Genomic DNA, 13,346 nt, shown 5'->3' with positions numbered 1-13,346 from the left:
ATGGCCCCCGACGCCAAAGACATCTACCAGCGGTTCGAGCTTCTAGTGAGGACGCCGAAGAAGCGCACGCTCCTCGACGCCTTCCTCCCCGCCCCCGCCTCGCTGGAATCGTCGGTCGCGCCGCAAGTGCCGCCGCCCCTTCCCGTGCCCGAGATGACGCCGGAGGAGGCGAACATGTTCCGCCGCCGCGAACCGGAGGAGGACGAGCCGGCGAGCGCGCCGAAGCCGCGCGCGAAGAAGAAAACCGCCTCGAAGAAGAAGGTGGAGTCCCAGTCGCTGCAGGATGAAATCGCCGAGTTCATGAAACGCGATCAGACCGCCCTGGCTCCCGACGACGACCTGTCGAGCCTCGTCGACCACGCCCTCGACCCGAAGCCCGAGCCGGACAAGAAGGACTGAGCACCCTCCGTCGTTCGTTCTATGATCGGCACGCTCCCCGGGAGCGCCTTCGTCCATGCCGATCATCGAAGGACATCATGACTTCGCGATCCTCGAGACCCGTCTCGCGACTCTGCTCCTGGAGGCGCAGCGGGAGGCCGGGGCGTCCCTGCCCGCGCCGGTCGCGGTCGTCGCCCCCACACTGCGGCTGATCTCCGACCTGCGTCTCCGTCTCGCGGCCCTCGCTCCGTCCCTCTTGAACGTCCACTTCTTCCACCACAAGCTGCTGGCGGACAAGGCGCTCGCCGCGTCCGGTCTTGCGGTCCAGGAGCCGTTGTCCGACGACGTCCGGGCGGCCCTCGTCGCCCGCCTCGTCGAGGCGCGCGGCGGTCCGCTCGCGGCCTACGCACGCGCCCGCCCCGGGAGTGTCTCCTCCATCCTGGCGACCCTGGACGACCTGCGGGAATCCGGAACGCCTTCCGAAGCGCCTACACCGATCGCGGGTCTCACCGATCGCGGTCGTGAGTTGCTGCGGATTTACGCCGACTACGCGCGGGCGCTCGACTCCCCGGCCGCCGGCCTCTGCGACCGGGCCGCGTCGATCCTGCGCGCCGTTCCCGCCGTGCGGCAGTACGCCCGGCGCTTCCGCCTGGTGGTGCACTACGGGGCCTACGATCTGATCGGCGTCAACCTCGAGCTGATGCGCGCCGCCGAGACCTCCTCGACGCGCCTCGTCTTCCTCGTGCCGAACCACCCCACCTCCCGCGCCTACGATCTGGCGCGCCGATTCTGGCCGGAATTCCTGGCCGTCCAGCCCAAGGGTCTGGCCGATGCCAGAAGCAATCGCCTGCTGGCGGACCGGCTTCCCCGTCTCTACGACGAAGCGGCGGAGCCCGGTCCGCTCCCCGGAGACCGCCGGGAGCGGGTCGAGTTCTTCCACGCCCAGGGGGCCGCGGCCGAGTTGCGCGAGGTGGCCCTGCGGATCCTCGCGCTCCACCGTGACGAGCGGGTGCCCCTGCACCGCATCGGCGTCCTGTCCCGCTCGCTCGAGCCGTACGCCGCCGAGCTCCGTCCGGTCTTCGAGGACCACGGGCTGCCGTTCGAGACGACCGCCTCCCTCGGGGCGCTGCGGGAGGCGCGCGCGCAGGCGGCTCTGCAGCTGGCGCGCGCGCTCCTGCGGGACTTTCCGCGGCAGCCGCTCATGGACCTGTGCCGCGGCGGGCTTCTGCGTCCGGGGAGCCACGACCCGGCACGGGAGGCGCACGCCTGGGATCGTCTCAGCCGCGACTGGCACATCGCGGGCGGATTCACAGCCTGGACGCGCGATCTCGTGCGCTGGGTGGACGACTGGCGGCCGCACATCCAACCTGATGCCGACGAGGGGGAGAAGGAACGCGCCGCGGCGCGCAAGGCCGGCCGGAGGCGGCAGGCCGGGGCGCTGGCTTCACTGGTCAAGGACCTGCAGCGCGCCGGCCGGCCGCTGACGCGCGCCTCGAGCTGGACCGACTGGGTCGACTCTCTGGTGTCCCTGCTGATCGGTTGCCTGGACGGCTTCGCCGCCCCGGAGGGCGCCGCGGCGCTCGACCCGGGCGCCGCGGTCGTCCTCCGTGTCCTGAGGGACATGCGGCGGCTGGACGCCGCCGGCATCCCGTACGCGGGCCCTGCAGCGCTGTCGTTCTTCGAGCAGGCGCTGGCGCGCAGCGACGCGCCGATCGGGGCGCTCGGAGGCGCCGGCTCACCCGCTCTGCCGGACCATGGCGGCGTGCGGGTGCTCGACGCCATGCAGGCTCGCGGCCTGTCGTTCGACAGCGTCTTCCTGATCGGATTCAACGCCGACCTCTTCCCCCCGCGCCGCACCGAGGACCCGTTCCTGCCCGACGCGGATCGACGCGCTCTGCGGGCCGCGTTCAAGGTGCCGCTGCCGATCAAGGGGTCGGCGCTCGAAGAGGAGCGTCTTCTCCTGGCGCACCTCCTCGGAAGCGCCGCGCGGCGGTTGACCGTGTCGTGGCAGCGCGCCGACGAGACCGGCCGCGCCAGGATCCCGAGCCTCGCGCTGCGCGAGGTCGCCCGCCTCGTGGACGGCTCGCCCGACATGAGGCGCCTCGAAGCCGGGGCGCGTCGCGTCCTCACCCACCCGGCCGAGGCCGGCCAGGACGCGCTCCAGCGGTTCGGCATGCTGCCGCCTCAGGACGCCGCCGTCCTGGCGGCGCTGCAGGCACGCTCGCCGCGCGTCCTGCTCGACGCCCTGCCGCGCGGAGTCCTCCCCTTCGCACCCGGGAGCCTCGACGCTCTCCGGCCCGGCCTCGCCATGCTGGCGGTGGTGGAGGAGTTCACCCCAGCGGACCTCAGGTTCGACGCCTTCGTCGGGTCCGCGGCGCCGCCGGCGTCCCGCTTCTCCCCATCGCGCCTGGAGATTCTCGGCGCCTGTCCGCAGCACTACTTCTTCCGCCACATCCTCCTCATCGAGGAGTTGGACGAGGTGCGCGAGACCTACGAGCTCGAGGCGCGCGAGATCGGGTCGAGGGTTCACGCTGTCCTGCGCGACGTATTCGCGGAACTCATCCGCACCGACGGATCGCTCCCGGACGAGCCGGCCGACGAGACGGCGCGGCGCGCCTCCGGGCTCGCCCGCGCCGCCTGGACGCGGCACACTCGCGATATCGCCGGGCGCATGACCGCGCGCTATCCCCTGCTCTGGCGCGCCATCGAGACTCTCTGGTTCCACACCCTCGATCGGTTCCTGCGGGACGATCTCGCGGCGCTTTTGGAGGACGGGACGCGGCTCGTCGGCCTGGAGCGAGAGGAGAGCGGCCGGATCTCCCTGGGCGCCGACGGCAGGGGTCTCGATCTCCGCGGCCGCTTCGACCGCCTGGGCGTCGGCGCCGCCGGCCTGATCGTGTCCGACTACAAGACCTCCGGGAAGCTCGCCCGGCAGGTGTCCCCGGCGCAAATCCTCAAGGGGATGAGCCTGCAGCTGCCTCTCTACCTCCTCCTCCTGGAGAGCCTGTCGCGCGACGGCAGGGTGGAGGCGCCGCCGGCGCGCGCCGACGTTCTCGGCGTGGGGCCGGCGTTCCCGCCTGGACGCGGCGACGAGGAGACCCGGGCGCGGGTGACTCTCGAGATGTCGACGCTGACCAGGTACCGGGACGGCTTTGCCGAGACGCTCGGCACGCTCCTCGATCTTGCGAGGACCGGCAGCTTCCCCCTCAACAGAAGCAGCTGGTTGTGCGAGTCGTGCGCATACGTCCGCGCCTGCCGGCGCTGGCACGTCCCTACCGTGGCAAGGGTGAGATCCGCTCCGGACGGACGGGACTACGCGCTCCTAGGTCGCAAGAGCAGCCTCAGGCCGATGCTGGACCAGGTCAGGGACACCGGCGCGAACGAGGAGGACGGGTGAGCTCGGCCCATCTCCCCGGAGTCCTGACCGACGGCGCGGCCAGGCGTCGTGCAGCCACCGCGTTCGACCGCAACTTCGTCGTGGTGGCCGGCGCCGGCACCGGCAAGACGGCGCTCCTCGTGGAGCGGGCCCTCAACCTGGTCGCCGGGCACGGCGTCCCGATGACCGAGATCGCCGCCATCACCTTCACCGAGAAGGCTGCGGCTGAGCTGCGCGAGAAGCTGGCCCGAGCCCTGGACGAACTGCGCGGCCTGGCGCGCGCGCGGACCGACACCGCGGGCCTCCCGGCGGACACCGAGGCTCGGCGCGCCTACGCCTGGCTCGCCGGTGACCTGGGGCTGGAGCTGCGGCACATCGAAGAGCGCGCGCTGGCGGCCCTGGTCGACCTCGATTCCGCGTCGGTCTCGACTCTGCACGCCTTCTGCGCCGAGATCCTGCGCCGCTACCCGCGCCAGGCCGGAGTCGATCCGGCGTTCGCGGTCGATGACGGGCCGTTCTTCCAGGGCCTGTTCAAGGTGGAATCGGAGAGCTTTCTCGCCGAGGAGCTTGGTCCCCGGGCCCCGCGCGCAGCGATCTGGAGCCGGGCGCTCCTCCTCCCCGGCGCCCTCGACGGCGTCGTCTCCGTCGCAGAGGCGCTCGCCTCCTTCCGGCTCCCTTCCGAGGCGACGGAAGCCGGAGCGCTCCGGCCGGCACCGCCCCGTGTCGTTCTTGGAACCGAGGTCGAACAGATCCTCGCGGCGATTGCCGGAGTCCAGCGCAGCGCCCGCGGCGTGAACCCGAATATGGAGACTCTCCTGGAGATCTCCGCGCGCTATCTCCGTTCGTTCCTCGAATCGGGTCCCGGGTCGATGGCTGGGATGACGGGACGGTGGACGCTCGCGGAGTATCTCGGAAAGGAGCCGGTGGCGGGGAAGAGGCTCGAGGGATGCGAAGCGGACGAAGTCGAGGAGATCGCGGCGCGGGCGATGGAGCTGGTCTCCGCTCTGGTCCGCGTGGACGAGGAGAGCGTCTCCGCAGTCGCCTCGGCCGCCGCACCCTTGGCTCAGCGGGCGCGCGAGCGGCTCCTGGCGGCCGGTTTCGCGTCGTTCGATGCGCTTCTGCGGCTGGCGCGCGACCTGCTGGCGCGTGACACCGCCGTGCGCCGCGAGCTTGCGGGGCGGCACCGCGCCATCCTGGTCGACGAGTTCCAGGACACCGACCCGCTGCAGTACGAGATCCTCTTCTTCCTGTCCGAGGAGGCGGGAACGGAGACGGGGGACGCCTACCGCACGCGCCTGGCCCCCGGCCGTCTGTTCATCGTCGGCGATCCGAAGCAGTCGATCTACCGTTTCCGCGGCGCCGACATCGAGGCCTACCGGCGCGCCGTGGAACACGTCCTGGCCTGCGGTGGCGAGATCCTGACGCTGGACAACTCCTTCCGGAGCCCGGACGAAATCGTCTCCCCGATCAACGCTCTGTTCGACGCCTGGATCGGCCGCAGGGAAACCGCCGAGCAGCCGGCCTACCGACCGATCGTCTCGGCGCGCGGCCCCGCCGGGGACGGGACGGCGCGCCTCGAGATCTGGTCCGTCCCCGCCTCGGGCGTCGCGGACGACAGGCGTACCGCGGAGGGGAACGTCATCGCCGGCTGGCTCGCGGCGAACCTGGGGCGTCCCGACGCCACCGGCCGGCCCCTGCTCTGCAAGCACGTGGCGCTCCTGTTCCGGGCTCTCACGAACGTCGACCTCTACGCCCAGGCGCTCAGGCGGGCCGGTCTGCCGTTCGTCGTGGAAGGGGGCAAGACGTTCTACGAGCGTCCCGAGGTCGGCGATCTGGTCGCCTTCCTCCGGGCGGCGGCGAATCCGAACGATCGGGCGGCGCTTCTGGCCGTACTGCGCGGACCCCTGGGCGGCGTCCCGGACGCCGAACTGGCGGCCTTCGCGTCCGCAGGCGGGCGGCTGGACCTCGCGTCGGCCGGCGACGTCGACGCCGCCGGCTTCCCGGGGCTGTTCCGGGTGCTCAGTCTTCTCGAATCGTTCCGCGCCGCGATGCGGGGACGGTCCCCCGATTCGATCATCCGCGCCGCCCTGAGCGACACCCCGCTGCCCGTCCTGCATGCCGCGCTGTTCGAGGGGCCGCAGCGCATCGCCAACCTGCGCAAGCTCGTCGCCCGCGCCGAGGACCTCGCCCGCCGGGGGTTGTCGCTGGAGGAATCGCTGCGGGCGCTCGAGGACGAGTTCCAGGAGCAGCGCGACGACGGAGAGAGCCCGCTCGCGGACGAGACCGTCGATGCCGTCCGCATCCTTTCGGTTCACAAGGCGAAGGGGCTGGAATTCGACGTCGTGGTCGTGCCCGACCTGGGGCGCGAGTCGCAGCACAGCCGGCCGTCCGGCACGGCCGTGGCCTGGGTGCCCGAGGACGGCGGCCTCCTGGGAATCCGCCTCCCCGACGGCACCACGAATCTGGCCTGGGTGAAGCACGAGCGCGCCGCGCGACTGCACGAGGAGGCGGAGGAGAGGCGGGTCTTCTACGTCGCCTGCACGCGCGCCAGAGAGCGCCTGATCCTGGTCAACAGCAACGAGGCGCGCCGGGCCCCCTGGCGCGACGCCCTGTCGGCCCTCGGCTACTCGGTGGAGACGGGTTACCCGCAGGACGGGCCGCTCGCGGGCGGCCGCGTGATGCACCGTCGCATGACGCCTCGCGAGCCTCCGGCCTCTGGACCCGGCGTCGCGCTCGACGAACGCTGGAAGGAGGGGGCGCGGCGCTTCGCCGCGACCGTGGCCGCAGCGGCCCGTACGACTCCTCCCATCCGTTCGCCGGCGCGCGAGGCGGAGTCGGAGCCCCGGGGGCCCGTCGGCGTGGACCGGGACGCGGTCGGGACCACGCCCGGACCGCGCCCCGCCGCGCTGGAGGCGCGCGACACGGCCCGTCTCGCGGGGGCCGCCGTGCACGCCGCCCTGCAGCACTGGGACTTCGAGACCGCGGAACGGCTGCGCACTCTGGCCCGGGGCGCCGTCGGGCGGGTCCTCGAGCAGGAGATGGACGAGCGCGCGCGCGACGAGCTGCGCCGGCGCGTCCTCTCCGAGACGGACGGGATCATCGAGGAGTTCCTGCGCTCGCCGCTCCCCGCCCGCCTGAAGAGCGTCGACGTTCTGGGGCGGGAGGTCCCGATCCTCTTCCGGGACGGGGACGGGGTCACGTGGTCCGGGGCGTGCGACCTGGTGTACCGGGACGGTCGCGGCCGCCTGGTCGTGGCCGACTACAAGACGGAGCGTCCCGGACCGGATCCCGCCGCCGCGGCGGAACGTCATCGGCGCCAGGTGGAGATCTACCTCGATGCCTTCCGGAGAGCGCTGCCGCGGGAGACCATCCGGGGAGAGATCCTGTTCGTGCGGGCGGGAGTCAGCGTCGAGATTTGAGCCTGTCGATCGCACCGTCCCAGTCGAACGGCGCCAGGTTCGTGGCGTCGGTGGCGAACAGGCGGTGCTCCAGGATCAGGACGGTGGAGGCGCCGCCGTCCTCTTCCTGCAGCCAGAGACGCACCATCGACGGGCGCTCAGCCTCCCAGGTCAGCACCAGGAAGCGGTCGGGGTCCCAGACCACAAAGCGGCCTTTGATCGGGGGCCCGCCGTCGCGGTCCAGCCTGAACTCCCCGCCCAGCGAGGCGTCCGCGGCGGCGCGATCGGCGAGCCAGGAGGACAGGCCCGCCGACGTCGTGAACGCCTCGTAGATCTGCTCCGGGGATCCGGGAAGTCTCGCCTCGTGGAAGCGGGAGCGGGTGATGAGACCGCGCGCCGATTCCATGTACAGCTTGAGCACCTGGATCTCGGACTGCCAGCCCTGATCGACCGAACGGAACGCGTCGTCCCAGGATTCCTCCCCCGGGAAGCCCGAGTGCGATACGGTCAGGATCGATCCGTCCCGCCACGGATCGAGGCGGAACTCGAGGAGGGTCTCGGTCCCCTCCACCGTCGTGCTCAGGCGCAGGAACTGCTGGGGGATGATGTCGACGAACTCCCCCGAGCTGACCAGCGGGTCGGAGCCAGCCGCCCCGGTCCCCTCCCCGAACACCCAGCGATAGGAGCCGCCCGGGCGCAGGTCGATACTCGCCTCCGAGACGAACCAGCGCGACAGCTCCTTCGGATCGGTCAGCGCGTGGTAGACCTCGGCCGGCGAGGCATGGATGCCGACGCTGTGCCGGCTGCAGCGATCCGGCTCGAGTGTGAGGCCGCGCGGTTCTTCGGTCACGGGCGGGATTGTAGCATCGGCGCGCGGCCGCCGGACGCGCGTGGCGGGCGGGGCCGCGGCGCGTCTCATATTCGCTCGCGCAGGACGCTGGCCACCCGTTCGCGCGCATGGCGCGGCTCAAAATCGACGCACCGCGGCCCCGCCCGCCACGCGGAGCCTGGGGGGGACGATCACAATGTTACAATCCCGGCCGTTTTCTCATCAGAAACAGTGACTGCGAGGCACCGGATCCTGTCGCCTGCCGCGGCTGGTACGGTCATTCGCGTTCGCTGACAGTGGAGGCGATCGATGAACAGGCGAGTTCTTGTGTGCGCTCTGGGGCTGGCTTCGGCGCTCGTTGCTTCTTTCGTCCAGGGGCGTCCGGCCGCGGCGCCGGCGCAACCTTCACCGCCGACAGCCACCTTGATCCGCGGGGGCACGCTGCTGACCGTCACGAAGGGGACGATCGAGAACGGCGACCTCTTGATCCGGGACGGGAAGATCGCCGCCATCGGCAGGAAGCTCGACGCTCCCGACGGCGCCCGCGTCATCGACGCGGCGGGACGGTTCGTCATGCCCGGAATCATCGACACCCACTCGCACATGGGCGTCTACCCGTGGCCCGAGGTGGACGCCAACAGCGACGGGAACGAGGCGACCGACCCGATCACACCGTACGTGCGTGCCCTGGACTCGGTTTGGGCGGAGGACCCCGAGTTCGACCGGGCGCGGGCCGGCGGTGTGACCACCGTGCAGATCCTCCCGGGGAGCGCCAACCTGATCGGCGGCGAGGCGCAGACGGTCAAGCTGCGTCCGGGCGTGGACGTGTCGCGGATGATCTTCGCGGGGGCGCCGCGCGGTCTCAAGATGGCCCTGGGCGAGAACCCGAAGCGCGTGTACGGCGATCGGCAGAAATCCCCCTCGACGCGCATGGGGAACATGGCCGCCTTCCGCGAGGCGTTCAACGCGGCGCGCAACTACAAGGCGAAGTGGGACGCCTGGCGGGCGAAGAAGGAAGACGAGCGCGGCTCGCCGCCCGACCGCGATCTCAAGCTGGACACGCTCGTCGATCTGCTCGACGGAAGAATCGTGGCGCACGTGCACTCCTACCGCAAGGACGAGATCCTGATGTTCCTGAAGATCGCGGACGAATACGGCTTCAAGATCGCCTCCTTCCAGCACTGTCTCGAGGGATACAAGATCGCCGACGAGCTGAAGAAGCGCGACATCGCGGTCGCCACCTTCGCGCAGTGGTGGGGGTACAAGGTCGAGGCCTGGGACGGAATCCCGCACAACGCGGCCCTGCTCGCGAAGAAGGGGGTGCGCGTCAGCATCCACTCGGACTCCGGGAACCTCGTGCAGAGGCTCTACAACGAGGCGGCCGTGGCGGCGCGCTACGGCCTGTCCGAGGAGGACGCCCTCAAGGCGATCACGATCAACGCCGCGACCGCCCTGGGGATCGGCGACCGGGTCGGCTCGCTCGAGACCGGCAAGGACGCCGACATCGCCATCTTCACCCGCCACCCCCTCGACATGTACACGCTGGTCGACAAGACCTTCATCGACGGCGACCTGGTGTACGACCGCGGCGCCGTCCCGACACCGGCCGGCCTGCCCGCCCCGCCCCCCCTGCCGAAGGGACCCTCCGCCCCCGAGCCGTCCGTCATGGTCCCGCGCCCCGATCCGGTGAACGCGTCGGGTCTCTACGCCTTTGTGGGAGCGCGCGTGTTCACGATGGCCGGGGCACCTGTCGACAACGGCACCGTCATCGTCGAGAACGGCCGGATCCGCGAGGTGGGGGCCGGCCTGAAGCCGCCGGCGCGCGCCACCGTCATCGACGCGAAGGGGCAGTGGATCTTCCCCGGCCTGATCGAGTCCCACACGCACCTGGGTCTCGCGGAGATCGATCTCGTCCAGGTGATGCGCGACGACGAGGAAGGGACCGACCCGGTCGCCCCGCAGCTGCGCGCCCTGGACGCGTACTACACCGAGAGCGAATTGATCCCGGTCGCGCGCCTGCACGGCATCACCGGCGCCTTCACGGCGCCGGGTGAAGGGGACGTGTTCGCCGGAGAGGGAGCCGTGGTCCACCTGGACGGGGCGACACCCGACCAGGCGCTCGTGAAGGACGGGGCCGCGCTGATCGTGAACTTCGGCGAGCCGCCCAAGGCGCGCTACGGGGAGCGCCGGCAGAGCCCGGCCACGCGCATGGGGGTCGCCGCCGTCGTGCGCGACGCCTTCACGAAGGCGAGGAACTACCAGGCGAAGTGGGATGAGTACGAAGCCAAGAAGAAGGCGTACGACGCGAAAGGGTCATCGAAGCCGGCGGCGGGGGACGACAAGGCGGCCGGGCCGCCCGGCCCGCCGGACCGCGATCTCAAGATGGAGGCCCTCCTGCCGGCCCTTCAGGGCAGGATGCCGATCCTCGCGCGCGCCCACCGCGTGGACGACATCCTCACCGCCGTCCGCCTGGCGGACGAGTTCAAGCTGAGGCTCATCATCAGCCACGGCACCGAGGCGTACAAGGTCGCCGACCTCCTGGCGGCGAAGCACATCCCCGTCGTGGTCGGTCCGATCACCGTGCAGCCGGAGCGGGTCGAAACACTCGGCGCCCTCTACGACAACGCCGCCCGCCTCAACCGGGCCGGCGTCGTGATCGCCATCCAGAGCGGCGAGACGCTGAACGCCCGGATGCTCCCCTACGAGGCGGGGCTCGCGGTGGCTTACGGGCTGCCGTGGGAGCAGGCGATCAGGGCCATCACGATCAACCCGGCCGAGATCTACGGTGTCGCCGACAGGGTCGGCAGCCTGAAGCCCGGACTCGACGCGGACCTGATCGCGACCGACGGGGATCCACTCCAACCGCTGGCGCGCCTCCGTCATCTGATGATCAAGGGGCGTCCGGTGCCGCTGACCAGCCGGCAGACCGCGCTCTACGAAAAGTGGAGATGACGACCGACCCGGTGTGCGGGATGGAGGTCGACCCGGCGCGAGCCGCGTCCCGGCACGAGCACGACGGCGCGACCTATTACTTCTGCTGCGACGGCTGCCGGGATGTTTTCCGCTCCGACCCTGGAAAATTCGCCGCGGGCCCCGCGCGGGGGATCCACGCCGCGGCCCCTTCGAGCACAGCCCCGCACCGATCCACGGCCCGGGCGCCCGCCAGGTTCACCTGCCCGATGCATCCTCAAGTGGTGCGCGACGGTCCCGGCGCCTGCCCGATCTGCGGCATGGCCCTGGAGCCGATGCTCCCCACGCTCGACGACGACAACGCCGAGCAGCGGGACATGACCCGGCGGTTTGTGATCGGGTCTGTCCTCACGATCCCTCTCCTCGTCATCGCCATGTCCGGGATGGCGCCGGGAATCGCCGACCTGCTCGATGCGCACGGGCGCGCCGTGACGTGGGCGCAGCTCCTGCTCGCGACACCCGTGGTCCTCTACTGCGGCCGGCCGTTCTTCGAGCGCGGCTGGGCGTCGATCGTCAACCGCAGCCTGAACATGTTCACTCTCATCGCCCTCGGCACGGCCGTCTCCTACGGCTACAGTGTCGTGGCCACGCTCCTCCCCTCCCTGTTCCCCGCGGCGCTCCATACGCACGGTGGGCAGGTCGGGGTCTACTACGAGATCGCGGCCGCGATCACCGTCCTGGTGCTGTTCGGCCAGGTGATCGAGCTGCGCGCGCGCAGCCGGACCGGCGGAGCCATCCGCGCCCTGCTCGGCCTGGCCCCTCCGACGGCGCGGCGCGTCGCGCAGGACGGTTCCGAGACCGACGTCCCTCTCGAGAGCGTCCAACCGGGCGACCGGCTGCGCGTCCTGCCGGGCGGCAAGATCCCGGTGGACGGCGCCGTGATCGAGGGGCGGAGCCCGGTGGACGAATCGATGATCACGGGCGAGCCGATCCCCGTCGAGAAAGGTCCGGGCGACCGGCTGATCGGCGGCACGCTCAACGGCACCGGTACCCTGGTGATGCGCGCCGAGCGCGTCGGCGCGGACACGCTCCTCGCAGGGATCGTGCGCCTGGTCGCGCAGGCGCAGCGCAGCCGCGCTCGCATCCAGCGCCTCGCGGACGTGGTCTCGTCGTGGTTCGTGCCGGCCGTGATGGTCGTCGCCGCGCTCGCCTTCTTCGGCTGGACGTTCTTCGGACCCGAGCCGCGCCTGGCGCACGCCGTCGTAGCCGCGGTATCGGTGCTGATCATCGCCTGCCCGTGCGCCCTGGGACTGGCGACGCCGATGTCGATCATGGTGGCGACCGGGCGGGGGGCCGGCGCCGGCATTCTCGTCCGGAATGCCGAGACGCTGGAGCGGCTGGAGAAGGTGGACACCCTGGTCGTGGACAAGACTGGCACGCTCACCGAAGGACGGCCGCGCCTCGCGGGCGTCCTGGCGACGCCGAGGTTCACGGAAGACGATCTTCTTCGCCTCGCCGCCTCCCTGGAGCAGGCCAGCGAGCACCCACTGGCCGCGGCGATCCTCGCCGGCGCTCGCGAGCGCGGCATCACGCCTCGGGAGGTGAGCGGATTCGAGTCGGTGCCCGGCGCCGGCGTCATGGCGTCGGTCGGCGGCCGGCGGGTCGCGCTCGGCAACCGCCGGCTCATGGACCGGATCGGCGCGCGCCCCGCGGGAAGCGTCGGGCCTTCAGGCGACGCGGATTTCGAAAAGCGCGCCGACGCCTGGCGCGCGGAAGGGCGGACGGTCGCCTTTCTGGCGGTGGACGGCCGCGTCGCGGGTCTCGTCGGCGTGACGGACCCCATCCGACCGACGACACCGGAGGCCTTGCGCGATCTGCGCGACGGCGGCGTGCGCGTGGTCATGGTGACCGGGGACCACCGGGCGACCGCGGAGGCGGTGGCCCGCCGCCTGGGGATCGAGGAGGTGCACCCGGAGATCCTGCCGGCGCAGAAGGCCGAGGTCGTGGCGAGGCTGCAGTCGGAGGGACGGGTCGTGGCGATGGCCGGCGACGGCGTGAACGACGCCCCGGCCCTGGCGCGTGCCGACGTCGGCATCGCGATGGGGACCGGCACCGACGTGGCGATGGAGAGCGCCGGAATCGTCCTGGTGAAAGGCGACCTGCGTGGCATTGCGCGCGCCCTTCGTCTGAGCCGGGCGACTCTGCGCAACATCCGCCAGAACCTGTTCTTCGCGTTCGTCTACAACGTCCTGGCCGTGCCGATCGCGGCGGGAGTCTTCTATCCCGTCGCCGGCATCCTGCTGAGCCCGATGCTGGCCGGCGCCGCCATGAGCGTCTCGTCGGTGACGGTGATCGGGAACGCTCTGCGACTGAGACGCCTGCCGTTGTAGCCGCACGCGCGGTCCTGTATTAGAATGTCGCTCCCCTGCTGAACACTTGAACCCTGAAGGAGGCA

6 protein-coding genes are annotated in these 13,346 nt (G+C 71.4%); 5 read left to right on the top strand and 1 reads right to left on the bottom strand.

Features of this window, described 5'->3' with window-relative positions:
- Genes VEW47_07245 through VEW47_07235 form a run of 3 tightly spaced genes read left to right on the top strand, consistent with a single transcriptional unit; the run spans window position 1 to window position 7,173 of the window.
- Window positions 1-399 carry a hypothetical protein gene (locus tag VEW47_07245; protein ID HYS04973.1) on the top strand — a complete coding sequence of 133 codons (399 nt, stop codon included), beginning with the start codon at window positions 1-3 and terminating at the stop codon, window positions 397-399.
- 55 nt (window positions 400-454) lie between these two features.
- Window positions 455-3,775, top strand: coding sequence for a PD-(D/E)XK nuclease family protein (locus VEW47_07240; GenBank protein ID HYS04972.1), 3,321 nt, complete (start codon window positions 455-457; stop codon window positions 3,773-3,775).
- On the top strand, window positions 3,772-7,173 hold the full coding sequence (locus tag VEW47_07235; protein ID HYS04971.1) for a UvrD-helicase domain-containing protein: 3,402 nt from the start codon (window positions 3,772-3,774) through the stop codon (window positions 7,171-7,173). Before VEW47_07240 ends, VEW47_07235 begins: the two co-directional genes overlap by 4 nt.
- Here VEW47_07235 and VEW47_07230 read toward each other — a convergent pair.
- Complete coding sequence (locus tag VEW47_07230; GenBank protein HYS04970.1) at window positions 7,157-8,002, bottom strand: SRPBCC family protein; 846 nt, start codon at window positions 8,000-8,002, stop codon at window positions 7,157-7,159. The genes VEW47_07235 and VEW47_07230 overlap by 17 nt on opposite strands.
- Before the next feature lie 288 nt (window positions 8,003-8,290).
- Here VEW47_07230 and VEW47_07225 point away from each other — a divergent pair, with 288 nt between their 5' ends.
- Complete coding sequence (locus tag VEW47_07225) at window positions 8,291-10,933, top strand: amidohydrolase (GenBank protein ID HYS04969.1); 2,643 nt, start codon at window positions 8,291-8,293, stop codon at window positions 10,931-10,933.
- Window positions 10,930-13,281: a heavy metal translocating P-type ATPase gene (locus VEW47_07220; protein ID HYS04968.1), complete on the top strand. Its 2,352-nt coding sequence runs from the start codon at window positions 10,930-10,932 to the stop codon at window positions 13,279-13,281. The genes VEW47_07225 and VEW47_07220 overlap by 4 nt, the downstream gene beginning before the upstream one ends.
- Window positions 13,282-13,346: the final 65 nt, after the last annotated feature.

The sequence above is a fragment of the Candidatus Dormiibacterota bacterium genome, from assembly GCA_035635555.1.
Taxonomy (GTDB): domain Bacteria; phylum Acidobacteriota; class Polarisedimenticolia; order Gp22-AA2; family Gp22-AA2; genus Gp22-AA3.
Note: the sequence above shows the minus strand (reverse complement) of the source record. Positions and strands in the feature narration are given on the sequence as shown.